This window comes from Bacillus sp. sid0103 (assembly GCF_019219025.1).
In genome coordinates this window covers 113069-138660 of record NZ_JAHUWN010000014.1, presented here as the reverse complement: position 1 = coordinate 138660, position 25592 = coordinate 113069, and the positions used below count along the sequence as shown (strand labels likewise).

29 protein-coding genes and 1 riboswitch are annotated in these 25592 nt (G+C 37.5%); of the genes, 11 read left to right on the top strand and 18 right to left on the bottom strand.

Annotated elements, in window-relative coordinates; genetic code table 11:
• Positions 1-18: 18 nt before the first annotated feature.
• The 10 genes from KW850_RS16845 to KW850_RS16800 form a co-directional block, all read right to left on the bottom strand.
• On the bottom strand, positions 19-789 hold the full coding sequence (locus KW850_RS16845; RefSeq protein ID WP_218348738.1) for an SDR family NAD(P)-dependent oxidoreductase: 771 nt from the start codon (positions 787-789) through the stop codon (positions 19-21).
• 15 nt (positions 790-804) lie between these two features.
• The gene (locus tag KW850_RS16840; protein WP_218348737.1) at positions 805-1542 is read right to left on the bottom strand and encodes a 2-phosphosulfolactate phosphatase; all 738 of its coding nucleotides are present in this window, start codon (positions 1540-1542) and stop codon (positions 805-807) included.
• A gap of 17 nt (positions 1543-1559) precedes the next feature.
• Positions 1560-2636, bottom strand: a complete 1077-nt coding sequence (locus KW850_RS16835) for a phosphotransferase family protein (protein WP_218348736.1) — start codon at positions 2634-2636, stop codon at positions 1560-1562.
• A gap of 110 nt (positions 2637-2746) precedes the next feature.
• Positions 2747-3313 (bottom strand): TetR/AcrR family transcriptional regulator, encoded by a 567-nt coding sequence (locus KW850_RS16830; protein ID WP_218348735.1) that lies wholly within the window; start codon positions 3311-3313, stop codon positions 2747-2749.
• A gap of 125 nt (positions 3314-3438) precedes the next feature.
• Complete coding sequence (locus KW850_RS16825; protein WP_218348734.1) at positions 3439-5052, bottom strand: long-chain-fatty-acid--CoA ligase; 1614 nt, start codon at positions 5050-5052, stop codon at positions 3439-3441.
• A 24-nt stretch (positions 5053-5076) separates the two neighbouring features.
• Positions 5077-5829 (bottom strand): SDR family NAD(P)-dependent oxidoreductase, encoded by a 753-nt coding sequence (locus KW850_RS16820; protein WP_218348733.1) that lies wholly within the window; start codon positions 5827-5829, stop codon positions 5077-5079.
• 33 nt (positions 5830-5862) lie between these two features.
• Positions 5863-7071, bottom strand: a complete 1209-nt coding sequence (locus KW850_RS16815) for an acyl-CoA dehydrogenase family protein (RefSeq protein ID WP_218348732.1) — start codon at positions 7069-7071, stop codon at positions 5863-5865.
• A 223-nt stretch (positions 7072-7294) separates the two neighbouring features.
• On the bottom strand, positions 7295-7492 hold the full coding sequence (locus KW850_RS16810; protein ID WP_218348731.1) for a hypothetical protein: 198 nt from the start codon (positions 7490-7492) through the stop codon (positions 7295-7297).
• 148 nt (positions 7493-7640) lie between these two features.
• On the bottom strand, positions 7641-8621 hold the full coding sequence (locus tag KW850_RS16805; RefSeq protein WP_218348730.1) for an alpha/beta hydrolase: 981 nt from the start codon (positions 8619-8621) through the stop codon (positions 7641-7643).
• Between the two features lie 11 nt (positions 8622-8632).
• Positions 8633-9178, bottom strand: coding sequence for a helix-turn-helix domain-containing protein (locus tag KW850_RS16800; RefSeq protein ID WP_218348729.1), 546 nt, complete (start codon positions 9176-9178; stop codon positions 8633-8635).
• A 183-nt stretch (positions 9179-9361) separates the two neighbouring features.
• Here KW850_RS16800 and KW850_RS16795 point away from each other — a divergent pair, with 183 nt between their 5' ends.
• Entirely contained in the window at positions 9362-10249 is an 888-nt protein-coding gene (locus KW850_RS16795) for a VanW family protein (protein WP_218348728.1), read from the top strand.
• 31 nt (positions 10250-10280) lie between these two features.
• Here the strand turns inward: KW850_RS16795 and KW850_RS16790 are convergent, their stop codons facing one another.
• Entirely contained in the window at positions 10281-10547 is a 267-nt protein-coding gene (locus KW850_RS16790; RefSeq protein ID WP_218348727.1) for a hypothetical protein, read from the bottom strand.
• A gap of 241 nt (positions 10548-10788) precedes the next feature.
• On the opposite strand from KW850_RS16790, the gene KW850_RS16785 reads away from it, so the two are divergent.
• Positions 10789-11502 (top strand): class I SAM-dependent methyltransferase, encoded by a 714-nt coding sequence (locus KW850_RS16785; protein ID WP_218348726.1) that lies wholly within the window; start codon positions 10789-10791, stop codon positions 11500-11502.
• Between the two features lie 126 nt (positions 11503-11628).
• Entirely contained in the window at positions 11629-11880 is a 252-nt protein-coding gene (locus KW850_RS16780; RefSeq protein ID WP_218348725.1) for a sigma-G-dependent sporulation-specific acid-soluble spore protein CsgA, read from the top strand.
• Positions 11881-12316: 436 nt separating this feature from the next.
• Here the strand turns inward: KW850_RS16780 and KW850_RS16775 are convergent, their stop codons facing one another.
• Entirely contained in the window at positions 12317-13225 is a 909-nt protein-coding gene (locus tag KW850_RS16775) for a YitT family protein (protein ID WP_374226340.1), read from the bottom strand.
• Between the two features lie 773 nt (positions 13226-13998).
• Between KW850_RS16775 and KW850_RS16770 the strand changes: the two genes are divergently transcribed.
• Positions 13999-15252 (top strand): erythromycin esterase family protein, encoded by a 1254-nt coding sequence (locus tag KW850_RS16770; RefSeq protein ID WP_256358300.1) that lies wholly within the window; start codon positions 13999-14001, stop codon positions 15250-15252.
• A gap of 41 nt (positions 15253-15293) precedes the next feature.
• Here the strand turns inward: KW850_RS16770 and KW850_RS16765 are convergent, their stop codons facing one another.
• Positions 15294-15899 carry a hypothetical protein gene (locus KW850_RS16765; protein WP_218348722.1) on the bottom strand — a complete coding sequence of 202 codons (606 nt, stop codon included), beginning with the start codon at positions 15897-15899 and terminating at the stop codon, positions 15294-15296.
• Between the two features lie 242 nt (positions 15900-16141).
• Between KW850_RS16765 and KW850_RS16760 the strand changes: the two genes are divergently transcribed.
• From KW850_RS16760 to KW850_RS16750, 3 genes are all read left to right on the top strand, one after another.
• The gene (locus tag KW850_RS16760; RefSeq protein ID WP_218348721.1) at positions 16142-16345 is read left to right on the top strand and encodes a DUF1657 domain-containing protein; all 204 of its coding nucleotides are present in this window, start codon (positions 16142-16144) and stop codon (positions 16343-16345) included.
• A gap of 73 nt (positions 16346-16418) precedes the next feature.
• Positions 16419-16625: a DUF1657 domain-containing protein gene (locus KW850_RS16755; RefSeq protein WP_218348720.1), complete on the top strand. Its 207-nt coding sequence runs from the start codon at positions 16419-16421 to the stop codon at positions 16623-16625.
• 20 nt (positions 16626-16645) lie between these two features.
• Complete coding sequence (locus KW850_RS16750; RefSeq protein WP_218348719.1) at positions 16646-17506, top strand: DUF421 domain-containing protein; 861 nt, start codon at positions 16646-16648, stop codon at positions 17504-17506.
• Positions 17507-17557: 51 nt separating this feature from the next.
• Here the strand turns inward: KW850_RS16750 and KW850_RS16745 are convergent, their stop codons facing one another.
• The gene (locus KW850_RS16745; RefSeq protein WP_218348718.1) at positions 17558-18550 is read right to left on the bottom strand and encodes a DMT family transporter; all 993 of its coding nucleotides are present in this window, start codon (positions 18548-18550) and stop codon (positions 17558-17560) included.
• 209 nt (positions 18551-18759) lie between these two features.
• On the opposite strand from KW850_RS16745, the gene KW850_RS16740 reads away from it, so the two are divergent.
• Positions 18760-19374, top strand: a complete 615-nt coding sequence (locus KW850_RS16740; protein WP_218348717.1) for a PH domain-containing protein — start codon at positions 18760-18762, stop codon at positions 19372-19374.
• A 40-nt stretch (positions 19375-19414) separates the two neighbouring features.
• Here the strand turns inward: KW850_RS16740 and KW850_RS16735 are convergent, their stop codons facing one another.
• Complete coding sequence (locus KW850_RS16735) at positions 19415-20050, bottom strand: nitroreductase family protein (RefSeq protein WP_218348716.1); 636 nt, start codon at positions 20048-20050, stop codon at positions 19415-19417.
• A 107-nt stretch (positions 20051-20157) separates the two neighbouring features.
• Here KW850_RS16735 and KW850_RS16730 point away from each other — a divergent pair, with 107 nt between their 5' ends.
• Positions 20158-20517: a winged helix-turn-helix transcriptional regulator gene (locus KW850_RS16730; protein WP_256358299.1), complete on the top strand. Its 360-nt coding sequence runs from the start codon at positions 20158-20160 to the stop codon at positions 20515-20517.
• A 45-nt stretch (positions 20518-20562) separates the two neighbouring features.
• Here the strand turns inward: KW850_RS16730 and KW850_RS16725 are convergent, their stop codons facing one another.
• The gene (locus KW850_RS16725) at positions 20563-21375 is read right to left on the bottom strand and encodes a YitT family protein (protein WP_218348715.1); all 813 of its coding nucleotides are present in this window, start codon (positions 21373-21375) and stop codon (positions 20563-20565) included.
• 207 nt (positions 21376-21582) lie between these two features.
• Positions 21583-21774, top strand: a riboswitch (Lysine riboswitch).
• Between the two features lie 102 nt (positions 21775-21876).
• On the opposite strand from KW850_RS16725, the gene KW850_RS16720 reads away from it, so the two are divergent.
• The gene (locus tag KW850_RS16720) at positions 21877-23358 is read left to right on the top strand and encodes an amino acid permease (protein ID WP_218348714.1); all 1482 of its coding nucleotides are present in this window, start codon (positions 21877-21879) and stop codon (positions 23356-23358) included.
• Between the two features lie 88 nt (positions 23359-23446).
• Here the strand turns inward: KW850_RS16720 and KW850_RS16715 are convergent, their stop codons facing one another.
• On the bottom strand, positions 23447-23671 hold the full coding sequence (locus tag KW850_RS16715; RefSeq protein WP_218348713.1) for a helix-turn-helix domain-containing protein: 225 nt from the start codon (positions 23669-23671) through the stop codon (positions 23447-23449).
• A gap of 160 nt (positions 23672-23831) precedes the next feature.
• On the opposite strand from KW850_RS16715, the gene KW850_RS16710 reads away from it, so the two are divergent.
• The gene (locus tag KW850_RS16710; RefSeq protein WP_218348712.1) at positions 23832-24005 is read left to right on the top strand and encodes a hypothetical protein; all 174 of its coding nucleotides are present in this window, start codon (positions 23832-23834) and stop codon (positions 24003-24005) included.
• A 49-nt stretch (positions 24006-24054) separates the two neighbouring features.
• On the opposite strand, the gene asnS is transcribed toward KW850_RS16710, so the two are convergent.
• Positions 24055-25446 (bottom strand): asparagine--tRNA ligase, encoded by a 1392-nt coding sequence (gene asnS / locus KW850_RS16705; RefSeq protein WP_218348711.1) that lies wholly within the window; start codon positions 25444-25446, stop codon positions 24055-24057.
• Positions 25447-25592 lie beyond the last annotated feature (146 nt).

The window sequence follows — 25592 nt, the reverse complement described above, 5'->3', positions numbered from 1 at the left end:
TCTTTCATTAAAATTGACTTATTTTATTAACCAACCACCATCAACCAGTAAATCTGAACCAGTCATATAGGAGGCTTCGTGTGAGGCAGCAAAAGCGATCACATTAGCTATTTCATCAGGATACCCAACTCTCTGTAGAGCTGTGTTTTTTTGGATGGCTCTCACAAAACGGTCATTCTTTAAACCGCGCTCTGTTAATGGGGTCTCGACGAATCCTGGGGATACGGAGTTAACACGGATGTCATAGGGTGCTAATTCCAGCGCTAATGACCTCGTCAAATTAATCACTCCAGCTTTCGCCGCACTGTAATGTGGGATTTCCGCGCCTGCCTGGTGTCCTGATAAGGAGGCAACATTGATAATTGCTCGGTTATGCTCCTGACGCTGTGCCCCTTCAACCATCACTTTACCTAGCGCTTTTGATACTAAAAACACACTCTTCAAATTAACATCCTGGACATCGTCCCACTCTTGTTCAGACATTTCCAATATTCTTGAATTCCTAGAACCTCCGGCATTATTCACCAAAACATGTAAATCACCGTAATAGCGCCCGATATACTCTGCTAATTCTGCAACATCCTCTGCATCTGTACAATCAGCTGGGAAGACTTCTGCCAATGGAATTTTACTTTTTTTATTAATTTCTTCAGCGGTTTCATCAAGCTTTTGTTTCGTTCTTCCTACTAAGATTACCTTCGCACCTTCATTCGCAAGTCTAAGTGCTGTTGCCCTGCCAATTCCACTTCCTGCACCTGTTACTAGAGCAATCGTTTGTACAAACCTCATCAAGATCTCCACCCTTTATACAGAATAAATTGTTTCGACCACGACTTTTCCATCTTGTAAAATTGGAACAATTGAGGTTATGCCTTTGGAAGCAGCAATCCTCATGTCCGGCTGCTGGTCATATTTATCAAGCAATTTTCCAACATAGGAATCTAGTAAAATTTCATATGCATCCGCTTGGCCCTGGTAGAAATATAAGGCCGATTTTGCAGCATCTGTGAGTTCATAGTGACTATTTTTCACGAAGCAATCAATTAAGTACCCTGCCCCATAAAAATCTTCCAAACTCGTTTCTCCTGAATTTCCTGAGCAAATGATGACAATGGTATGGTCCGTTGTTACTTTTTGAATAGCACCGGCAATTGCTGGGTTATTAAGCATGGAGGCAACATAGACTCTATTTGCAGAAGACGATTTTCTTAGTGCAACTGTACCGTTTGTGGTCGATAAAATTAACGTTTTTCCGTTGATCGTTTCTCTGATTAATGTGGGGCTAGGATAAACAAACCCGTCAATCGGTTTGGCATCTAATTCTCCAGCCAGAACACATTCATCCTGGTGATATTGTTTTGCAAGTTCGAGTGCCTCGTTGCTGTGCAAAACAGGAATAACTTCCTTTGCGCCATCTTTTAAGGCCGAAACAATTGTGGTGGTAGCCAGTAGAATATCCAAGACCACTGCTATTTTATTTCCTTCCGAAATCTTCTCTTCCTGGATGTCTTCTTTCTTCATGAGAAGGTGAATCTTTGTCATTCGCACCCAGCTCCTTTTTAAAACCCTTCATCTGCAACATTTGCTGCATGCTGAATTAAATTTTTCACGAAATAATTAAAGTTGGCAAAACGAATATCTAATGTTTGACCTTGCTTAAAGCGGTAATAGATTTGCTGACCAATGACCGCCAATTTAAAATAAGCAAAGGTTAAGTAAAAGTTGAAATTAGTAACATCCCGGCCGCTTTTTTTCGCATAAAGTTCGATAAATTCCTTCCTTGTAATAAACCCGTCATGGATTGCTGTGACCGGCGCCTTCCCTAACCCGTTAATCAAAAGTTCCGAATCATCGCGTTGATTCCAATACCCCATCGCAACCCCAAGGTCTGCAAGCGGATCGCCAACGGTGGTCATTTCCCAATCAAACAGACCCACCATCTCGGTTAACTCTTCATTAAACATGGCATTGTTGAATTTATAGTCGTAATGAATTATTGTTGACTGATGTTTTTTAGGGATATGATCCACTAGCCATTTCTTCAAATGTTCAAAACAATCAATTTCATCGGTTTTTGTCCTTTCATAGCGTCCAATCCAGCCATGAACCTGTCTTTCCATAAAGCCCTCTGGTTTGCTGATTTCAGCCAAACCAGTCTGTTTGTAGTCAATTGCATGTAATTCCACCAGCTTTTCAACCATTACTTCTGAAAGCTGCCGACAAAGATCTTCCGTTACCAATTTCCCATCAGGAAAGGATGTATCGATAACGATTCCATTTTTTCTTTCCATCAAGAAAAAGGGGCTGCCAACGATTGTTTCATTTTTTGAAAATAAAAAAGGCTTCGGGGCAACAGGAAAAAAGGAGTGCAAATCTGAGAGAATTTTATATTCCCTCTCCATATCGTGTGCTTTAGGTGCAACAGGTCCTAAAGGCGGCCGTCTTAATACCGCTTCCCAATTCCCTTTTTTTAGTTGATACGTCAGATTGGAATGACCGGCGGAAAACTGTAAAATTTCAAGTGGTCCACCAGGCAAGTTATTCATGTTTTCTTGTAAAAACGTTGTAAGGGCAGAAAGGTTAAGTTCCTCCCCTTTTCGGACTGGGATGGTATCTTTACTCATTTGATGCGGCATCGGATGCCTCCTCACAATTAAGAAAATCCAAACCAATACTAACCGGTTGGTATTCACATTTTAAAAAAGAGGGGATAATAATCTAGAATCCCCCCTTATACCTTATTTCTTCAATTTTCTTGAATCCCCTTTAAGATCATTTCGACAAAAATCTCGGCTACTTCCTGATCGGAGCATCTTCCATTTGGATTAAACCATTGGTAACTCCAATTGGTTATACCAAGAATACCCATGGTAATGATTGGGACATTTAATTCAGGTCGGAATTCCCCTTTTTCCACGCCCTCACGAATCAGGCTTTCAATGTTTAGACGGAATTGGTCTCTTTTTTGTTCAATTAAGTCAAGGTGTTCAGGACTTAAATTATTCATTTCCCGAAAGAAAATTTTAGCCGCTGGACCTTGAGTGGTAATGCTCGTAATTAGCATATAGACATTAGCTGATAATTTTTCCTTATACGATTTCGAAGCATCATTTAATATTAAATCCTGGTTATAAAGTAAATCATCTATATACCCAAGATGGATATCCATTAGCAATTCTTCTTTACTTGAAAAGTAATAATAGAATGTACCCTTTGTCACACCAAGTGAATCAACAACGTCTTGAATGGACGTTTCGCTAAATCCCTTTTTTTCGAATAGACGGATGCTTTGTGCTGTAATTTTTTCTTTCACATTATGTCCTCGCATTCTCTAATATGTCTATTGAGAATTATATCATAATCAATAACGCCCCTTTAAGCACAAACGAGGATTTCTACAATCTAAAATGTTTTTAGAAATTTCTCAAGACACGTCCTCTACTTATTTCTCACTTCTTCCCTTAAGGCCCGGCGGAGAATTTTTCCCACATTGGTTTTCGGAAGTTGGTCACGGAATTCAACATGGCGCGGCACCTTATAGGCTGCTAGGTTTTGCTTACAATATTGGATGATTTCTTCCTCTGTTACTGTTATATCTACCTTTAAGACTATGACTGCTTTCACATCTTCTCCTCGGTACGGATCAGGAACTCCTATACAAACTGCCTCTTGTACAGCTGGATGTTCGTACAGCACTTCTTCAATATCACGCGGATAAACATTGAAGCCACTCGCAATAATTAAATCTTTTTTCCGGTCAACGATATATAAATACCCATCTTCATCCACCTTCGCAATATCGCCTGTATATAACCAGCCATCCCGGAGGGTAGTGGCCGTTTCTTCGGGCAGATTCCAATAGCCCTTCATAATCTGCGGTCCTTTAATAATGACCTCCCCTAGTTCACCAACAGGCACTTCTTTAGTCCCGGTTGCGACGTCTACAATTTTGTACTCAGTGGAAGGGACTCCAATCCCTACGCTGCCAGGTTTCCGTCCAGAAAATGGCGGGTTACAGTGGGTTGTTGGGGAGGCCTCTGATAATCCGTAACCTTCTAGTATCTTTGAACCTGTTTTCTTTTCAAAGCTGCGCAGCAATTCAAGCGGCATAGGAGCACTGCCGCTGTTACACGTTTTAATACTGTTGATTCCATATTCTTCCGCATGGGGATGACTTGTAATGGCAACATACATGGTTGGAACACCTGGAAAGACAGTAGGCTGTTCATTCTTAATGGTATTTAAAACTTCCTCCAATTCAAACCGAGGAAGCATGATAGACTCAGAGGCTGTATAAATAGATAGATTCATGCAAGAACTCATTCCGAACACATGGAAGAGTGGAATGACTGTTAAATAACGTTCTTTCCCGATTTCCATTTCTTCTTTAAAGAACTCATAACATTGAATAACGTTTGCTAATACATTTCGATGAGTCAGCATCGCACCTTTCGACCTTCCAGTGGTTCCACCTGTATATTGAAGGACAGCAACATCATGCTCTGGGTCCATTTCAATTGGGAGGACGTTGCCGGTGCTTTCCAATAAGAACCTTTCAAAGCTTTTGTCAGGAGCAAAATTATGTCCTGATGGCTGGAGGCTGACTACAATGATGTTCTTAAGTCTGGTAAGAGCTTGAACACTTTTCACCCTTGTATATAGGGCATCGATGACAACAATGGTTTCCGCTCCGGAGTCGTTCAGGATATATTCTAGCTCCCGTTCTACTGACATCGGGTTCACTTGTGTCACAATCGCTCCGGCTGTAAGAATTCCGTAATAAGAAACGACATATTGTGGACAGTTAGGGAGCATGATTGCCACGCGGTCGCCTTTTTGAACCTGATTTCGCTGCAAAGCAGACGTAAAAGAACGGACAAGTGCGTTTAATTGTTGATAAGTAAATTTCCTGCCATAGAATGATAGGGCATTATTGTCAGGATGTTTTTCAGCGGTCTCTTGAAGAATTTGACTTAATTGTTTATTTGGAATCGTGACATTCTTTTCAATGCTGTTAGGATAATGGGCTAACCAGGCTTTCTTTCCACTCATCAAGTAACCTCCCAAATGGTTTTATTAAAATGTTAAACCGCCGCCATCGACAGACAAAGTTGTTCCTGTAATAAACGAAGCTTCATCGGAAGCTAAAAATAACACCGCATTGGCAACCTCGTCTGGTGTCCCAATTCTACCAAGTGCATTAGCACGTGAAATAATGGGCCATTTCCGCTCATTTTGCTTCCAATGATCAATAATCGGGGTGTCAATCACTCCTGGTGCAATGGCATTGACCCTGATGTTGTATTTCCCATATTCAAGTGCAGCATTTTGTGTCAGCATGACAACCCCTGCTTTCGATGCATTATATGCCGACACATATTTCTGCCCTTTTAAGCCCAGTAAGCTTGAGGTGTTAATGATTGCTCCACCTCCTGCTTTAATTAATTCTGGAATGGCAAATTTTATTCCAAGGAAAACCCCCTTCAAATTAATATCTATAACTCGGTCCCATTCATCTTCGGCCAAATCAACACTTCGTACCTCAGAGTTACCAACTCCAGCATTATTGAACAAAATATGTAATGCACCAAACGTGCTAGTCGTGTTGTGGATTAATGCTTTTACTTGTCCTGAATCGGTTACATCTGTTTTAATAAAAATTGCGTCGCCGCCATTTCTTTTTATTAAACTAACAGTTTCTTCACCAATATCAGCATCAATATCTGCAACAGCGACCCGTGCTCCTTCTTTTGCGAATCGGATCGCGGTCGATCGGCCAATACCGCCGCCGCCCCCGGTAATAATCGCTGTTTTTCCTTCTAATTTCATAAATTCCTCCAGCCCTTCATCTCTGTCTTGATCCTATTGATATTTTCTCAATTCAAGTTTGGCTAACTGAGCACGGTGCACTTCATCAGGTCCATCAGCTAATCTTAATGTTCTAGCATTGGCCCATTGTGCCGCGAGTGTAAAATCGTTAGATACTCCAGCCGCCCCGAAAGCTTGAATTGCACGGTCAATAACACGTAACGCCATTGAAGGAGCTACGACCTTAATCATAGCAATCTCTGTTTTCGCTTCTTTATTTCCAACGGTATCCATCATATAGGCAGCTTTTAAGGTGAGCAGCCTTGCTTGCTCAATTTCAATTCTCGAATCAGCAATCCACTCCTGAATGACCCCTTGGCTGGCTAATGTTTTACCAAATGCCGACCGACTCTGAACACGCTTACATAATTCTTCTAAAGCACGTTCCGCGGCACCTATTAATCTCATACAATGATGAATTCTCCCTGGGCCAAGTCTGCCTTGGGCGATCCCAAATCCCTTTCCTTCCCCCCAAAGGATATTCTCCGCAGGGACGCGGACATTTTCATAGGTAATTTCTCCATGACCGTGCGGAGCATGATCGTATCCGAAGACCGGGAGCATCCGCTCAATCTTCACACCTGGAGACTCCAATGGAACAAGAATCATCGATTGTTGTTCATGACGGTTTGCCGATGGATCTGTTTTTCCCATGACAATGGCAATTTTACAACGAGGGTCGCCTGCACCAGATGACCACCATTTTCGACCATTAATAATGTATTCATCGCCATCTCTTACGATGCTGGCTTCGATATTCGTTGCATCTGCTGAAGCAACTGCTGGTTCAGTCATCGAAAAGCAAGAACGAATTTCGCCGGCTAATAAGGGCTTTAACCATTGTTCTTTATGTTTTTCAGTTCCATAACGGACAATGACTTCCATATTCCCGGTGTCAGGAGCACTGCAGTTAAACACCTCTGGCCCGATTAAAGACCTCCCCATAATTTCACATAATGGTGCATATTCCTGATTAGTTAACCCTGCCCCATATTCACTTTCTGGTAAAAATAAATTCCAAAGACCTTCCGCTTTTGCCTTTTCTTTTAGTTCCTCCATAATCGGTGGAACCGCACTCCAGCGGCTTTCTTGATCGTTTAATTGCTGCTCATAAATTCGTTCATTAGGATATACGTTTGCTTCCATAAAAGCAGTTAATTTCTCCTGTAACTCTATCACTCTTTGAGAATATGAAAAATCCAACATTTCCACTCCCTTTCCCATACTAACCAGTTGGTATGTTATACTTATCATTATACCTGTAAATATTAAATATTCAAATTAAATTCAAAATATTCTTTAAAATTATTAGCATTGTTGGGTTTTTCATAAAGGAAGGTCATTGTTCTTAGCTGAGGAGTAGAGTAGGCCAGAAAGTGTCATATGGTTCGATCATGTTGAAATTGACGATTCCTGACCCTAGCAGTTAATATCTTTTTGTAAATGATCTCTTCTGTTTGTTCATTACTTCATAGGATTTTTCAATAATATCTGTTAGTACATCACCTTTATAAATTCTACCTAATTTCAACCCTTGTTGGTAATATTCGACAATTTCATCCAATAGATTCGACGTTTCTTTCGAAATCCGTACGTTTAACTGAATTCTTTCGTTTTCAGACATGGTAATCACTCCTATTAGTTCATTAGCAATCTGCTAGCATTTATCTATACAAATGTTATCATCTATAAATATACTATATTTCTACAATTTTTTCAGTAAAATCAAAAAAATGGTCATCAAATAATGACCATTTTAGTGTGTCTACCGCTTATATGATTACTGATTCTTGTGAAGAACTGTTTATAAAGTGCAATCGCAGCCAATTTTCGAGCAACTTTTCTAATTCGGGATGTAAAGGCAACTCTGCTCCAGCTAAAATATCTTTTTTTGCCGTAAACATTGTCGAAGTGCGGGTAACCTCTTTACAAGAATGCCCCATATTTTCCACTACATAAAATTGCGCATCCTCTTTTACATATAATGGCAGTTCTTTTAGAACCTCTGGATTTGCCTGAATATCACGTGCCCCTGTTATCGCAAGGACCGGGCAGGAAATTTTGGCTAAATCTACTTTTTCATTATAGGAGAAATGCTCTCGCATCCACTTAGCGGGTGTTTTGATTAAATTAACTTTGATCTGATCCTTTGAAGAGTTTAGAACCTTATCAATAAACTTTTGTGCTTGTTTTTCAACTTTGTTGTGTGCCCCTAATAAGCGCAGTAAAAAACCTTGGAATCCTTTCGCATTAATAATGTCTTGGGTTGCTAAATCTCTCTGCCTCTTCAATACTTCGTTCAAGCTTTCTATTGCACCTGAAAGTAGGATTAAACCTCCAATATGTTCTTCCTTGGCTACAGCTGCCGTTCCAATGGTACAGCCTTCACTATGACCAAGAACAATTACCTTCTCAGAGTCCACCTCCGGGAGATTTTTTAAAAATTGAACTGCAGACTGTGCGTCATCCACCAAATCCCATAGACCCGTTGTTAAAAAATCCCCTTCACTTGCACCAACACCACGCTTATCATACCTTAAATTTATAAAGCCAAGTGAGGTTAGGTATTCGGATAATTGGCGGTAAAGTTTTAAATCCATCTTTTTATTTACTTTTCCATTTCGATCCAATTTACCGGAACCTGATATGATCAGGATTGCGGGTGCTTTTTCTTCAAGATTTTCTGGAAAGCATAATGTCCCTTTTAGTGTTACACCGCTTTGAATAGTTACTTCCTTCTCCCCTTTATTCATCTCGATACCCCCTATTTTTCTTTCATTTTTTCAGGAATCATGATTGTGGCAACAGTCCTTCTTCTCCTGCCCTTTTTTGGTTCGTTATTTGTTACTTTTAAATAAACTGCAGCAAGCTCTTTAACAAATTCGGTATACTCCTCTTCACTTAAATAAATGGAAGCCTGCCTGAATGTAACACCATCGGCAACTAGATCAATGCTATCTTGATCTAAATATCGATCATATTCGCCCATTAAATTGGCCATAAATTTAATAAACAGGCTCATGTGTTCATCCCTTGAAAGCTTATTTAAGTCTTCAGGCCCAATGGATACCTTATTTGGATTTTGGATTGAATAAACCTTTTCGATCGTTCCTCTGTTAGGAATTTCACCTACAATATGAATGACTTTCGTTTCAACTAATTTTTTTAAGTTACGGTACAAAGAAGCTTGCGGGATATCTGGAAGGAATTCTTTTAATTGCTGTGCTGTAAGTTGTTGATTAATTAAATACTGGATGATTCTCATTCGAACGGGATGCAAAATAACGTCCACTGTTGATTCATTTGTCATATTGAAATTTGCTCCTATTTTTTTATTATCATTATCAATAATGATAATATTATAATGTTTGATTAATGTAAAGGATAAATTGGTAAATATTTATATCATTTTCTAAAATGTTTGATTGTGTATTTCTGTTTACATGAATTAGCATCAATCTACCAATACTATAGTGAGGAGGGGTTACTGACTATGATTTTTACATTTTTATTAGGGTATTTCTTGATTGTACATCCAATTACTACGCCGCCCGATAACAGTCTTATTATTACAAAAGATGGTGAAACTGTGTCCATTATTAATCGAGAAGATTTTACCTTTTCCCAAACAGGCTTGCCAATACTTAATTCTAAAAAGTACAGTCAATTTTTGGACAACTTAGATAAGAAATTTTCAATTGAACCGAAAAATGCGAACTTGGATCAGTATGGCGCTATTATCCCGGAACGAGCAGGATCTCAAATCCACCGTCAAGCCTTTACGGAACAATTCTATACTTATATTTTTAGTTTTAAAAAGGCTAAGATGGAACTACCGATCCTACCGGTTTATCCAAAGGTGGATAGTGAATTACTTGGTGATATTCGCAGCATGAGAATCGGCCGGTATGTTACCTCTTTTAATCCCCGTAATAAAAAAAGATCTACCAATATTGAACTGGCTACAAACGCGATAAACAATCATGTTGTCTTCCCTGGTGAAACCTTTTCTTTTAACAGAGTGGTCGGAAAAAGGACAGCTGCTAAGGGGTATTTACGTGCTCCAGTCATCGTTAGAGGAGAATTTTCAGAAGACATAGGTGGAGGGATTTGCCAAGTTTCCTCCACCTTGTATAATGCAGTTGACAATGCCGGCATCAAGATTGTCGAGCGTTTCTCTCATTCAAGAAAGGTCCCATATATTCCTCCAGGAAGGGACGCAACCGTTAGTTGGTATGGTCCCGATTTCGAGTTTAAGAATACCTATAACCAGCCTGTTTTAATTAGAGCAAGAACCTTAGGTCATTTGTTAATCATAAAAATTTATTCATCCGAAAATATTAATTACATACCTCGGAAAGTTCCATCTCCCCCATATTAAAAAGTCCGCAACCAATTTGCGGACTTTTTTTTTACCTTTTTTTATTTAGAGCACTCATTAAAAGTTCCTCTGAAAACTCTGTAATTGCAGCATTATCCATTAGATTAAGATTGGTTTTTGGTGTAAAGTTTTTTACAACATTTTGAAAAGGAAGTGCAAGGTCCTTACGTTTTCCCTTTGTCACTCCAAAAACAGCAGCACTTAACCCAATGCCTAATAGAGATGCCCACATAGCTCCTCTACTTTTTCGTTTTCTTGAAAACATTTTGAAAAACGGTTGAACTTTTATTTTCTTCATCTAAAGCACTCCTTCAAATTCAAATGGAAAGGATTCATCCCTTCCATTTCATTAATTTGCTCTTTAATGACAGAGAATATTAGTGAGAAAGATGAACTTAGATAGTCATTTACTGGAATGTTAAACAGTTTACATAATATATAAATTTTTACTTATTGTGATGAATACCTAAATAAAAAGAACCTCTCACCTTTTTTTTACATAAAATGCTACAAGATAAATGAGGTGGTGTCTTTTATTTATGGGAGGTTTAACATATTTTGACTTTCTGGCCAAATTTGGTGTTGGAGGAGCACATCCCGGTGGAATCCCATTAACAAAAAACATTCTGGCTAATGAAAATATTTCCAATAAATCACGAATTTTAGACGCTGGCTGCGGCACTGGTCAAACAGCGGCATATTTATATCAGCATTATTTTGCAAAGGTAGTTGGGTTGGAAATTAATCCAATCATGATTGAAAAAGCAAAGAGACGATTTCAATCCTTGGGCTTACCGATTAGGTTAATTCAAGGATCTGTTGAGAAACTTCCCTTTAAAGACAATACGTTTGATTTCATTTTGTCTGAATCCGTCCTAGCTTTTGTTGACAAACCCGTTGCATTAAGCGAATTTTTTAGAGTCTTAAAAAATGGTGGACGCTTGATTGCAAATGAAATGACAATAAATTCAAAGCTTAGTCAAGGAGAAGAATCAGAAATTATGAAATTTTATGCAGTCGATTCTTTATTGATGGAAGAGGATTGGCGAAATTTATTTAATAAGGCAGGATTCCAAGACATGGTCATAAAAGTGGAGAACATGGACATGAGTCATGGAAATAATACCCCTGAGTTTAATTTCTCAGCAAATTTTGAACCTGAGCTATTTCAAATTTTTAATGAACATGGGAATCTCGTCTTAAAGTATCAAGATATATTAAGCCATCGAATCATAACATGTTCGAAACCATAGTTAGTATGAGGCCTCTCTCCTGACAAGGATGAGTGGCTTATTTATTTTCATAATATTTCTGTTTCAATATGACGAATATAATTATAATCTCGTTGAAAAATATGTGGTGAAAGGAAGGGTGAAACAATGGATAAAACTTTAGGCTACCTAAGAGAAATATTGTCAAATTATACAGATGATCATTCTGTAGGCGGACATATTTACCGTAAACTATCGGAAGGGCACTATACTTCCGAAGGGTCCTTTGTTCGAGATTTAAATCAAAAAGAAATCCATTTTCTAAATAAAATACTTCCAAATGAAATTAGATATGCAAAAGAGGAGCAAGACGAAAAAAGAGCTCATGAGCTGAATGAGGTTTTCGAGCTTTTATTTTAGGGGCTCTGTTAAACATAGCTGTTGATTTCAGCTTCAGGCCATTCGATGTTGACTTACCTTAGGACCTTAGGACGAAGGGACAAGTACACTAGATGATGCGCGAGAGCTGGATTCAGAGAACTTTTCAATTTCTACATTAAATTAATTCATTTCCAATAATTATTAAAAGATGGCAGAATGTTCTGCCATCTTTTTTGGAAATAATTCATATTTTGCATTTTTATTTCCTAGGGAAGCGCAAGGTACGACATTAGGTCTACCAAACACTCCGTAATTTCTGCATTAACCGACATGAAACACAAAGATACTACAAGCAATTTATACTAACTTTCGCAAATTCGTCCTCATAACGACAAAATTAGGATTTTCTTATTATTTTTCTTCCTGCTAATCTAAAAAAAGAAACCATATTCCAGCTTCTAAATAGATATCTCTTCTAATGGATATCCTTTTTCTTAAATCTTCCACCACGAACCTCAGCAATATCCGCTACTGCTAAAAAGGCACTATCATCATTTTCAGTAACTATTTCCTTTAGTTTTGCTTCTTCAAGACGATTGATCACGCAAAAAATGACTTTTTTATCATCACCTGAATATGCTCCCTCACCATTGATATAGGTAACACCTCGACCCAGACGATTCATAATCGCGTCTCCAATTTGTTGGGCATTGTCACTAATGATCCACACTGACTTGGATTCATCAAGCCCTGTAATGGTAATATCAATCGTTTTGTAAGCTACAAAATAGGCAATAAGTGAATACATCGCACGGTCCCAAGTAAACACAAAACCAGCACAAGCAAGGATAAAGAGGTTAAAAAACATAATTATTTCCCCAACAGAAAAAGGAAGCTTTTTATTAAAGAGGATGGCTAAAATTTCGGTACCGTCCAATGAACCACCATACCGAATCACCAAACCGACTCCGATACCAAGCACTATCCCCCCAAATACCGTAGCTAGGAGAATATCTTGTGTAAATGCTGGAACTGGATGAAGTAAGGTTGTTCCAATCGAAAGGATAATGATTCCATAAAGTGTGGATAATGCGAAGGTTTTCCCTATTTGTTTATAACCAATAAAGAAAAAAGGTATATTAAGAATAAAGAGGAACATCCCTAATTTCCAACCTGTTACGTACGAAAGCATAATGGAGATTCCAGTGATTCCACCATCAATGACATTATTTGGTACAAGAAATATCTCGAGTCCTATAGCCATTAAGATGGCACCTAGTGTGATTAATAAAATGCGTTGAAAAATCTTTCTTTTTGTTAACCTTCGATGCTGAATTTTTGCCATAATTGCTTCCTGCTGTTCGATTAAATTCAATTCTTGCATTCCTGACATTATCTGGCCCCTTTCAAAAATAATTTCCTATATCTATTATAACGAATTCACCTCCCTATTTATAATGAAATGCTTTTTATTTCCTCCAGCTATTTAAAAAGGAGCTACTTCAAATTATGAAGTAACCCCTAAATCTAATTAACACCTCAGGAGACCCAACCATGTCATCAGCCACATGATCAATTATCAATCCTTTTAGTCTACCCTAACTAATAAGAGACATGTATCATTCCGCTAATGTGTGTTTGTTCCGTTGAAGGAATTAATTCACATGAATTAATGGAATTCAAATTCCTAAAAGAAACATATTTTTCGGTGATTACCGATTGAAACTCTTTATTCCATCATTTGGTTTCTCAGCTTCTTGGCAATCATCCTTTTTGGAAACCATTCAATAAAACTTTCTACCGATAAATCTAAAACTTTTTCCTTTGATAAGGTTTGCTATGGAATACATAGTTACCAATTATGAAAGGTTTTTGTTTTTCGATTTCGCCTTTCCTTAGAGGTGTAACAATCGCTCCACTTGCCAAATGATTGTTTAGGAATAACCTTACTACTCGTTCGCAACCGGAACGAACACGTCTGGTTGAGCCTCCTAAGATGTTAACTTTGATTTTATCTTTTACACTTATATTATACCTTGCAGTTTTTTGAATTTACCGACTACTTGTGTCAAATATGTGAATTATTGGATATTTAAGTGGATACAGCAAAGGGTAAATTATGAAAACTTAGGATTTTAGAAAGGAATGCATACCCTTATGCTTAAAGCCATTAATAAGTTCGCAAAACACTTTGACACACTAGATGATCTCGACCCAATAATAGAGGCAATTGGTGATGCAAAATTTGTGCTCCTTGGGGAATCTTCTCATGGGACCTCCGAATTCTATTCACTCCGAGCAGAATTATCCAAGAAATTAATTAAAGAAAAAGGCTTTTCTTTTATTGCAGTAGAAGGTGATTGGCCCGCTTGTCAAAGTATCAATCAATACATTAAAGGTTTTAACCCAACGAGTAAGGATATAACTAGAGTTCTTGAAAGTTTTAATCGCTGGCCAACGTGGATGTGGGCAAACCATGAGATTATTGATCTAATTGAGTGGTTGAAGGACTATAACCAACAAAAAAACGGTGCCCATAAAGTCGGTTTTTATGGGTTGGATGTGTATAGTCTTTGGGAAAGCATGGATGAAATTATTCGTTATTTAGAAAGAACAAATTCACCAAGCCTTAAGGAAGCCAAAAAAGCTTTTTCATGCTTTGAACCATTTAACCGCAGTCATGAATCCTATGCTGTTTCTGCAGGATATTTATCTAAAGACTGTACCAAGGAAGCACTTAAGTTACTTGCTTCGATCCAAAAAAACAAATGGAAATTTGATGATGAACAGGAAAACAGCTTAAATATGGAAGTGAACGCCCTTGTTACTGCAAATGCAGAGGAATATTATCGGACGATGGTAAAAAGTGACTCTAAATCCTGGAATGTGCGTGACCATCACATGGTGGAAGCACTCAATTCCGTGATGAACTTTTATGGTGATAAGGCAAAGTGTATTATCTGGGAACATAATACTCATGTTGGTGATGCTCGGGCAACTGACATGAAGGATGAAGGGATGGTCAATGTTGGCCAAATAATCAGAGAGCAAAATGGCGCGGAAAATGTTTTTATTATTGGGTTCGGGACTTACAGAGGCACGGTGATTGCGGCGGCGGAATGGGGAAAAGACTTTCAAATCATGCAGGTACCCCCTGCTCAATTTGGCAGCTGGGAATCACTTTTTCATAAGACCGGTGCTGCTAATAAATATTTACTATTTACGGATCAAAACCGCCATGAATTTAACACTATCATTGGTCATCGTGCAATAGGTGTAGTTTATCGACCAGAATACGAACATTTTGGTAATTATGTCCCTTCGAACATGGGTAAACGGTACGATAGTTTTATTTTTCTGGATCAAACAAAGGCATTGCAACCACTTGTTTTGGAGCATGTATTTATATAAAAAAAAATCTTCCTTCAAACGCAAGAAGGAAGACTTTTTTGTTAATCCACGAGAGGATTTTTAAAATTATCACTTATTTGTATTTTGTTTTCTTTTATTTTATCTTCCACACGCCATTTATGCTCAGCCAATTTATCACTATTTGGTATCTTTATTTCACTGCCATCCGGCATCTCAAAGATATATTGATAAAAACTGGTTGTTCCCTGATGGTTTCTATATTCAATATGTACTTTTGATATTCTATTCCACCTATATTCTTTTTCTTTTAGGCTCATTAATGTATTATAATGAATCCCATCATTATCCAAATAATAATAATTGGTTAAGCTAAGTACAAAAGCAGGTATACTAACAAGCAGCATGACAATCATAATCATTTTAAACCAAAGACTTTCCCAGCACTGTCTAAAAATCATATAGATGGTAAGCATTACGGCTAAATATAGCATTCCACCCATAAACGTGAAATAAGCAGAAAAAGGTGTCGAAAAAAACCAGTGAGATCGAGAAAAATAGAACATGCTTTGATAAGATGCCACCGCAATAAACGGGACAAACAAACTACTGATAAATAATATAATGATATACGCTACCATTTTTACATGATTTTGCTCTGACGTCTCTCTCCGCTTTATTAATTGCAATACTCTTCCCTCCTTAATCCATGTATATTCTTCTTTACCCAGTATTTTTCCAAATATATGGTTTTTGAAATAGTTGACGTGAAAAACATAAGAAAGGTTTCGTCAACAATCAGAAAATTATGGTACTTATTTAAAATCTACTAACGGTTGGTGAAATTATTTTAGTTCGTGCATACATAACCAATGAATTTATCCACATACTATTTTTGTATTTCAATTACATCTAGAAAGAAGGATATCTTATGACTGTTGGAACACAAGTAAAACAAGCATTAGCAGGACTAAAAAGTGCACAAGCAAGTTTTGAAACGTTTGCATTAGCAACTGATAACCAAAATGCAAAGCAACTTTATCAACAAGCCGCACAACAAACACAATCGGTTCTTGATAGCCTTGAGCCACGACTTCAAGAAATTATTAGCGAAGAACCGCAATACAATCAATAAAAGCAGTTTTAGGTTGGCGATTCTGCCAACCCCTTTTTCATTATTGATTTTTTTATGAAAGGAAGTAAAATTTGTGACAATCGCTTCTAATGTCAAGCAATGTCTCTTTACCATTAAGGGAATCGAAGCACAATTGTCTTCCTTCGCCTTAAATTCACTCGATAAGGACGCACAAGCTATTTTTCATGAAGCAACGTTAACAATTGGAGAGGTAAAGAAGGATCTTCAATACCGAGTTTTGGAACTTGAACGACATGAACCCCAATATATGGGTTCATAAAACTTTGAGGTGAGAAACTAATGCCAGACTGGATTTTTATCATAAGTCGTTCATTAATTCTTTTGGGACTCTTATTTATAATCACAAAAGTACTAGGAAAGAAACAAATTTCTGAACTTTCTTTCTTTGAGTACGTGGCCGGTATTACCATCGGTAGTATTGCCGGAGAAGTAGTAACTGGACTTGAAAGTAACATGGGTCATGGAATACTGGCACTATTAGTGTTTGGATTTGTTACTTATCTAGTGAACTACATAGCCATAAAAAGTAAAAAGTTTAGTGATTTCGCTGAAGGTAAAAGTACCGTCGTTATTAAGGATGGAAAAATATTAGAAGAGAACTTAAAAAAAGAAAAATATACAATTGACGAATTATCAGCTCTTCTCAGGCAGAAGAATATTTTCAAGTTCGCTGACGTAGAATTTGCTGTTTTGGAACCGAGAGGAACTTTAAGCGCTTTATTAAAAAGAGAAAACCAGCCCCTTACACCAAAAGATTTACAAATGAAAATGCCTAATGAAAAAGAACCCCAAACTGTCATCATGGATGGGAATATCGTAGATGAATCATTAAGATGTGCGGGTAAAGGCAGAGGCTGGCTCTATACAGAGTTAGAAAAACTAGAAGTTACTCTTGATAATGTGTTTCTAGGACAAGTAGATTCTTATGGAGAGCTCACCGTCGATCTCTATGATGATAAAATTCAGGTGCCAACACCCGCACAACGACCACTTCTGTTGGCAACACTTAAAAAAGTACAGGCTGATTTAGAAATCTTTTCGCTTGAGACAGATTGCGAAAAATCAAGTTCAATGTATAAGAGAAATGCAGCAAAGGTACAAGAAACAATTGACAAGCTTAGTCCATATTTAAACGGTTAACAATGAGAAGATTCACAAAAAACAATCCTTATCAATCTGAATTGATAAGGATCAAACATTTCGAGGTATAGTTTTTTCAGTAATTTTATTCGGTTCATTTTTGGAGTTACTTTTATGCGAAAATAAGCTGTGCAGGATCATTCCTACCATAACAATTACCATTCCCAACCAGGATATCAGCGTCGGGAATGTGGTGTTTAGAAGTAACAATTCTCCAATGACCGCGAATAAAACTTCCACTGATTGTGTTGCCTCAACAGCAGCAAGTTTTTGCATGTTACCTCTTACAAGATCGGTTGCCTTGAAAAAAAGAATGGTTGCAATCACACCTGAGGATACGGCAACTAGAGAAGATTGAAACACTTGTCCTTTGCTTGGTGTGCCAACAGTCATTAAACCATACAGGGATAAAACAATCCAAATAGGCATACTAGCCAAAGTCATACCTAATACACGCTGAAAGACATCTAGCCTTCCCCCGCAAAGATCCATCATTTTTCGGTTTCCTAGTGGATAAGCGAAGGAAGCGATTAACACAGGAAGGACACCTAGTGAGATTGCACCAATCGAAATATGATTGGCCTGTTCGAATTGTATCAAGATAATTCCTAAAAGGATGATCACTGACATCCCTAAGCCTTTAAAAGGAATTTGCCCCTTTTTATGGATTGGTCCTTTTTCTGTCATAATCCTTTCATGAAAAAGTGGAGACAGCAACGATCCTGAGATAATTGTTACCTGCCATGTAGCTGCAATGAGCCATCCCGGGGCGTAGGCTGCTGAAAAACAAATCGGTCCATAAAATAAGCCGAAGCCTACTGTACTCCATAATAGCCAAGGGCCGGGTTGTTTTTTCATCTCATAAAGCAACGGTTTAAGATTTTTTCGACCAATCACGATGATGAAAAGAAATGGCACCATAAAGTAATACCTTAAGGATGCACTCCATAACCAGCTCCCCCCTGCTTGATCCATTGATCTATTGAGAATAAATGTAAATGCAAAAAAGAAAGCAGCAAAGATGCCAAGAATAATCGGACGCATGATTTTTCTCTCCCTCCATTCTTCTATTTTTAATTTGTATATAGTGTATTTTCTATTAAAAAAGGAAAACACTCAAGTTGTTAGCATTTTCTTTTCCGTGCATACAAACTCATTTTATCGCATAAAGTTTTTTGGATACAAATGAAACTTTATTATCTTCCAATCGTAAAAAGGGTGGAATGATATTAATTTAATGGAGTGTGATAAGTATGTTTGGAAAAGTTGCTGCTGATATTTTGGGGTTAAGTGATGTTGGTTCTGTTATTAAGCCGGAGGACTATGATAAGGTAGACGCAGACGATTATGTCATGCATGAAGATAATGAGAAAATTTATTTCCTCATCAAATCAAAATCGGATGAATATTGCTTTACCAACAATGCCCTAATCCATTTAGATGGTACAAGTGCGACCAGCAAAAAGCGGATGCTTCATCGTTATAGTTATGCTACAAACAGGATCTCAGACGTATATCTCGAAACAGCTGGAACGGTTGACCTTGACGTCGAAATTAAATTTAAAATCGGTTCAGCGCCTTTTTCCATTGATGTACATAAGAAACATATTGAGGAAGTAAAGGATTTATATAAAGCCCTAATAAAAATTTCGGAAATCTCACATGAAAATGAAATTTCCCTTCAGTATGCTAAACAAAGCCTGGATGTTGCCTCCACAACATTAGGCCGTGTGACAAGTGCAGACAGTAATTTGGTGGTTCAATTCAAAATGCTAAATCAAGCTGCCTTTCAATGGTTAGAAGACAGCAAAAAGCAATATATGGTCAAGGACTTCGGCTATGTATTTGAAAAGTATATTAATAACTAAAAATGAGTAGGCGCATGAACTCCTTCATGCGCCTGCTCTATTACTTATATTCTATTAAAATATCTTCCAACGGCAATCGTGTTGTATTGAACGCTGGAGCTGCCGCCTTCCCTACTGAAATCAGAACAATTGGGAATAATCGATCTTCAATATTAAACATTTTCGCAAATTTTTCTTTGTCAAATCCACCCATTGGAACAGTGTCATATCCTCTATCTTTTGCAATCAACATCAATTGCATCGAAACTAACCCTGCATCAAATGCTGCAATATTTTTCAAGATATCTTCTGAAGCATATGGGTAAGTTTTATTGGTTCCTTCGATTAATCGGTTCATATTCGCCTCATCCATAAAACCGGCTTCATAGGCACTTCGATATACTTTTTCCACACTTTTATACATTTCCTTGTCACCTAAGACAGCAATAATCGCAGACGCTGTTTCAACCTGCTCTTGATTATTGGCGACTGCTCTAAGTTCCTTTTTGGTTTCTTCGTCTTGAATGACAATAAAACGCCAAGGTTGAAGATTACTTGAAGATGGTGCTTGGGTTGCTTCTTTTAACATATCTTTTATTTCTTCTTGAGAAATTGTAAATGTCGAATCATATTTTCTAACAGAGTGACGTTCTTTAATCACTTCAGATAAAGTTTTTTTAGTTAAGGTTGTTTTCATGAGAGATTTCCCCCTAATAAGTTTAACTTACTAATAGTAAGTACCTTTCGTCAAGAAATTAAACTATGGTATGATATAGTTAGAAAAGTAAAAATGGGGGATTGAATTTGAGTGAACCTAACAACCAAAATTGTATGACTCATTCTGCAGAGGAAATGAAGCATATATGTACAAATTTTCATAATGCGATTGAATTTATAGGTAAACGTTGGATGGGTTCTGTTATTTTTACGCTCCTGGAAGGACCAAAGCGATACCATGAAATTGTATCCTCGATTCCTGGTATCTCCGATCGACTGTTAACCGAACGCTTGCGTGATTTAGAAAATGAAGGATTGATTGTTAAAAGGGTAATTGCCACATCACCTAAAAAAGTGGAATATGACTTAACTCCAGCTGGGAGGGAGCTTGAGGAGGTTATCCAGGTGTTGATAAAATGGGTTAAAAAACGAGATAAATCCCGGTAAACCAAAAAGGCTTGCTCTATATCATAGATGCAAACCTTTTTGGTTTTATGGACTAGGCCGATGAAACAGCCCCATTACCTCAATTGTTTCTGTAATATTAACAAAGGCACAGGAATCGACTTCCGTGATTAAGTTTTTCACTTCATTAAGTTCGTATCTGGAAATGACCGTTATCAATACATTCCGCTGGTTATTTGAATAGCCGCCAACACCATCCATAACCGTTAAACCTCGATACAAATTTTTCAGTAGATGATTTCTCATCTCTTCGCCTTTTTCTGTAATAATCATTAACGTTAATTTTGCATGGTCTGTATAGATGGCATCAACTACTTTACCGGTCACAAAAATAGAAACTAAGGTATAAAGTGCAGAATCCCAATCAAACAAAAAACCACTAATTACTATAACTACCGCATTCATGCCTGAAAGTAAAACACCTATCGGAAAATCTCTTTTTCTTGATACAATCATGCCAATAATGTCAAATCCTCCGGTTGATCCTGAACAACGGAAAACGATTCCGACACCTAAACCGGTTAACGCACCACCAAAAATAGATGAGAGAATGGTATCATCCGCGATTGGGTGAATTGGGACTAAATAAAGACCTATTGAGATAATGATGACAGAAAAAATCGAATTCATGATAAATCTTTTCCCTAACATTTTATATCCAATAATTAATAAAGGAAAATTTAGCAGGAAATTTGCCACTCCAGTATTAACCGGTGAGATCATCCCTAATATCATTGAAATTCCGCTTAATCCGCTGCTCAACACTTCATGTGGAATTAAGAAAAGGTTAAACGCAACCACAATAATCAGAGATCCCAATATCATTCCAACAATTTGCATGGTAAAAATCCTCCTAAAACAAACAGGCATTAATTCTATTTAAAAATAATACCGATTCTCTCTCTTAAAGTAAAATAAAAAATTTATTTAAATAAAATAAATTTTCTGGTTATTAGCAATTAGATTATTCTATATTGACATATCCATAAGAAACCTTATAGTATACTAATATATCAATTTAATTATGATAAAAAATCCTCATCAAACCGATGAGGTAGAGGTCGCGGTCTTTATTAGTAAAGCGGACGAAATGCAAGAGACATTCTTGACTCCGTTTGAAAGGAAAAACTGCCGAAGTGTGCTTTTCTCTCTTTAAAAAGCATGCTGGGGCTGTCTCCGAATAGGAACAGAACTGTCACGATTAGTCCAACCAACTAGTCGTGTTGAGCTATCTTTCGGAAGGTATGATGCGGGGTATTAACAATGCCATCGATTATTCCTCGATGGCATTTTTGTATTCCAAACTCCTTCTCGAAAAAGAAGATATGAGGAGTGAACAATATGCAAACAGCACGAGTATTAAAAGATAGTGAATATACAAATGATACAAGACAACAACAGAATCCACCCGAATTAAAAAGAGGATTAAAATCTCGTCACCTCACGATGATTTCCCTTGGAGGAACAATTGGAACCGGGCTTTTTCTTGCTAGCGGCGGCGCTATTCATAGCGCAGGACCAGGCGGTGCAATCCTTTCCTACTTAGTGATAGGTGTTATGGTTTTCTTTTTGATGCAAGGATTAGCTGAAATGGGTGCCTATATGCCCGTTGCTGGTAGTTTTAGTACGTATGCCACTAAATTTATCGACCCTTCCCTTGGTTTTGCATTAGGCTGGAACTATTGGTATAACTGGGCCATAACCATTGCTGCCGAATTAGCTGCTGTTACGATGATCATGAAATTCTGGTTTCCAGATACCCCTTCATTTATTTGGAGCGGCATCTTTTTAGTGATTATGTTTCTCTTAAACTACCTTTCTGTTAAAGGATTTGGTGAAGCAGAATACTGGTTTTCCTTAATTAAAGTTGTCACAGTGATAATATTTGTTATTATTGGTACATTCATGATTTTTGGTATCATGGGTAATGAAGCACCAGGCTTCAAAAACTTAACGATCGGTGATGCACCATTCCACGGCGGCTTTATGTCGATGCTTGGAATATTTATGGCGGCTGGCTTCTCTTTTCAAGGAACAGAGCTTTTAGGTGTTGCTGCTGGTGAAACAGAAGATCCAAAGAAAGCCATCCCACGTGCTGTTAAACAAGTTTTCTGGCGTATTCTTTTATTTTATGTACTAGCCATTTTAGTAATCGGATTACTCATTCCTTATACAAACGAAAAATTAGCAAGTGATACTATTACTGTTAGTCCTTTTACCCTTATCTTTCAAAAGGCTGGTATTGCGTTCGCTGCTTCGATTATGAATGCTGTAATCTTAACCGCTGTCTTATCTGCGGGTAATTCAGGAATGTATGCCTCAACCCGAATGCTTTGGGATTTGGCCCGCCAAGGGAAAGCCCCACAATTCCTTGGTAAATTAAACAAAAAAGGTGTTCCAGTAAATGCATTAATTGCAACAACCTTAGTGGGCACACTAGCTTTCCTTGCTTCATTCTTTGGTGACGGAACGGTGTATATTTGGTTGTTAAATGCTTCAGGAATGTCTGGCTTTATCGCGTGGCTTGGGATTGCTGTATGTCATTATCGTTTTCGTAAAGCGTTTATCGCCCAAGGAAAAGACCTAAGTTTGTTACCATATAAATCAAAATTCTTCCCGTTTGGTCCAATCTTTGCTTTTGCTGTTTGTGGATTTGTCGTTCTAGGACAAAACTATTCCGCATTCATGGGTGACCATATTGATTGGAATGGCATTTTAGTTTCTTACATCGGCTTGCCATTATTCCTTCTTGTTTGGCTAGGATATAAATTCACAAAGAAAACTAAGGTGATTCCTTTAGAGAATTGTGATCTAAACAATTAATCATTTAAGTAATAGTACGCAAAAATGCGTACTATTTTTTTGTAAATAAAAAACAGACTCTTTTTAGCGAGTCTGTTTTTTTTATTTACTATGCTTTCTTCTCTTCAGAAGACCAAACATATAAATCTTCAATACGGCAATTCAATTCTTTTGAAATGGTCATCGCGGTATTTAAGTTCATTACTTTCTTTGACAAGTAGTCGTTTAGTTGAGTTTGTGGAATATTTGTATTCCTTTCCAAACTTTCCAAGTCCATGCTGTTTTTGGATAATAAATCTTTGAGGTTACTTTTTTTTGCTTTATAAATTGTCAAAATGACACCTCACTTTTATAAAAGCATAACACATTAAGTTTGTTTTTGAAAGGAAGAACGATTTTTCCTTTCCATCTGTGCTTAATTATCCCATAAGTTAGAAATGAGTTTAGGGATTTTATGATATACTAAATAAGGAATAGGTAAAGGGGTGTTAAATTTGAAAAGCTCAAACAATCTATACAAAAACGGACAATCTGTCAACATTATAGAAACGGGCGAAGTCGTCACCATTTTAAAATCACAATATGTAAAAAACATGAAAAGATATTCTTATATCGTTAAGGAACATCCAGAAACCTTCTTCTTCGAAGAAGAATTGAAGAATATTTAATAAAAAAGGAGAAGGCCGATACTGTGCATTGGCCTTCTCCTTTTTTCTATTAAAACTCAGCACTCCCTGTTGTTCTAGGGAATGGAATTACATCCCGAATATTTGTCATTCCTGTGAGGTACATAATTAAACGTTCAAAACCTATCCCATAGCCTGAATGTTTTGTACCGCCATATTTTCTTAATTCAAGGTACCACCAGTAATCTTCTTCATTCATTCCTAGTTCATTTATTTTCCCTGCCAAAACTTCTTCACGTTCTTCACGCTGACTTCCGCCAATCAATTCACCAATTCCTGGTACTAGCAAATCTGTTGCAGCTACTGTTTTGTTATCATCATTTAGCCGCATATAGAAAGCTTTGATTTCTTTTGGATAATCAGTAACAAATACAGGGCGTTTGAACACTTTTTCGCTTAAATACCGTTCATGCTCAGTTTGCAGGTCAAGACCCCATTCTACTGGATAGGCAAATGTTTCACCAGAATCCTTTAAAATATTAATTGCTTCAGTATATGTCACACGGCCAAAGTCTGCAGTATAGGCATTATTTAAGCGGTCTAATAAACCTTTTTCGATAAAGCTGTTAAAGAAATTCATTTCTTCAGGCGCTTGTTCTAACACATAACCGATAACAAATTTCACCATTTCCTCAGCTAAATCCATGATATCTGGCAGTTCAGCAAATGCAACCTCTGGTTCAACCATCCAAAATTCGGCCGCATGTCTTGCTGTGTTGGAGTTTTCTGCTCTAAACGTTGGGCCAAAGGTATAGACATTCCGGAATGCCAATGCAAACGCCTCAGCCGACAGCTGTCCGCTTACGGTCAAATTAGTTTCTTTGTTAAAGAAATCCTTGCTAAGATCCGCTTTACCTTCTTCATTTTTCGGAAGATTGTCCATATCTAAGGTAGTTACTCGAAACATTTCCCCCGCACCTTCTGTATCACTGCCGGTGATAATTGGTGAGTGAACGTACACAAACCCTTTATCTTGGAAAAATTTATGAAGGGCATAGGAAGCAAGTGATCTTACACGAAAAACAGCTGAAAACGTATTAGTCCTTGGTCGTAAGTGGGCAATTGTTCGTAAATATTCAAACGAATGTTTCTTTTTTTGTAATGGATAATCGACATCGGATGTACCTTCAATCACGATGTCAGTTGCTTTAATTTCAAAAGGCTGTTTTGCTTGCGGCGTATGAATAAAATCGCCTTCAACCTTAATTGACGAACTGATTGGAAGTTTGGCAATTTCTTTAAAGTTCACTAACTGCTCATCAAATACAATCTGGACCCCTTTAAAAAAGCTCCCATCATTTAATTCAATGAACCCAAAAGTTTTGGAATCACGAATAGTCCTTATCCATCCAGATAATTCTACCTTTTGGTCAATATAGCTTTCCGTATTTCTGTATAAGTCCTTGATTAAGGCCTGTTTCATTGGTTTTCCTCCTAAATCATATGTAAAAAAGTAAAAAACCTTCCATCCCGATTGGGACGAAAGGTAAAATTCCACATTACTATCATCGTTTTTCTTTTATCCCTTCAATATTATATAAAATACCATATCAAGTAAGCAATTTTCAA

Bases quoted from the DNA above. Each gene is read 5' to 3' on its own strand.
- KW850_RS16845 (WP_218348738.1), bottom strand. From the start codon at position 789: ATGAGGTTTGTACAAACGATTGCTCTAGTAACAGGTGCAGGAAGTGGA.
- KW850_RS16840 (WP_218348737.1), bottom strand. From the start codon at position 1,542: ATGACAAAGATTCACCTTCTCATGAAGAAAGAAGACATCCAGGAAGAG.
- KW850_RS16835 (WP_218348736.1), bottom strand. From the start codon at position 2,636: ATGCCGCATCAAATGAGTAAAGATACCATCCCAGTCCGAAAAGGGGAG.
- KW850_RS16825 (WP_218348734.1), bottom strand. From the start codon at position 5,052: ATGAGTGGAAAGAAAGCCTGGTTAGCCCATTATCCTAACAGCATTGAA.
- KW850_RS16820 (WP_218348733.1), bottom strand. From the start codon at position 5,829: ATGAAATTAGAAGGAAAAACAGCGATTATTACCGGGGGCGGCGGCGGT.
- KW850_RS16810 (WP_218348731.1), bottom strand. From the start codon at position 7,492: ATGTCTGAAAACGAAAGAATTCAGTTAAACGTACGGATTTCGAAAGAA.
- KW850_RS16805 (WP_218348730.1), bottom strand. From the start codon at position 8,621: ATGAATAAAGGGGAGAAGGAAGTAACTATTCAAAGCGGTGTAACACTA.
- KW850_RS16800 (WP_218348729.1), bottom strand. From the start codon at position 9,178: ATGACAAATGAATCAACAGTGGACGTTATTTTGCATCCCGTTCGAATG.
- KW850_RS16795 (WP_218348728.1), top strand. From the start codon at position 9,362: ATGATTTTTACATTTTTATTAGGGTATTTCTTGATTGTACATCCAATT.
- KW850_RS16790 (WP_218348727.1), bottom strand. From the start codon at position 10,547: ATGAAGAAAATAAAAGTTCAACCGTTTTTCAAAATGTTTTCAAGAAAA.
- KW850_RS16785 (WP_218348726.1), top strand. From the start codon at position 10,789: ATGGGAGGTTTAACATATTTTGACTTTCTGGCCAAATTTGGTGTTGGA.
- KW850_RS16780 (WP_218348725.1), top strand. From the start codon at position 11,629: ATGGATAAAACTTTAGGCTACCTAAGAGAAATATTGTCAAATTATACA.
- KW850_RS16775 (WP_374226340.1), bottom strand. From the start codon at position 13,225: ATGCAAGAATTGAATTTAATCGAACAGCAGGAAGCAATTATGGCAAAA.
- KW850_RS16770 (WP_256358300.1), top strand. From the start codon at position 13,999: ATGCTTAAAGCCATTAATAAGTTCGCAAAACACTTTGACACACTAGAT.
- KW850_RS16760 (WP_218348721.1), top strand. From the start codon at position 16,142: ATGACTGTTGGAACACAAGTAAAACAAGCATTAGCAGGACTAAAAAGT.
- KW850_RS16750 (WP_218348719.1), top strand. From the start codon at position 16,646: ATGCCAGACTGGATTTTTATCATAAGTCGTTCATTAATTCTTTTGGGA.
- KW850_RS16745 (WP_218348718.1), bottom strand. From the start codon at position 18,550: ATGCGTCCGATTATTCTTGGCATCTTTGCTGCTTTCTTTTTTGCATTT.
- KW850_RS16740 (WP_218348717.1), top strand. From the start codon at position 18,760: ATGTTTGGAAAAGTTGCTGCTGATATTTTGGGGTTAAGTGATGTTGGT.
- KW850_RS16735 (WP_218348716.1), bottom strand. From the start codon at position 20,050: ATGAAAACAACCTTAACTAAAAAAACTTTATCTGAAGTGATTAAAGAA.
- KW850_RS16725 (WP_218348715.1), bottom strand. From the start codon at position 21,375: ATGCAAATTGTTGGAATGATATTGGGATCTCTGATTATTGTGGTTGCG.
- KW850_RS16720 (WP_218348714.1), top strand. From the start codon at position 21,877: ATGCAAACAGCACGAGTATTAAAAGATAGTGAATATACAAATGATACA.
- asnS (WP_218348711.1), bottom strand. From the start codon at position 25,446: ATGAAACAGGCCTTAATCAAGGACTTATACAGAAATACGGAAAGCTAT.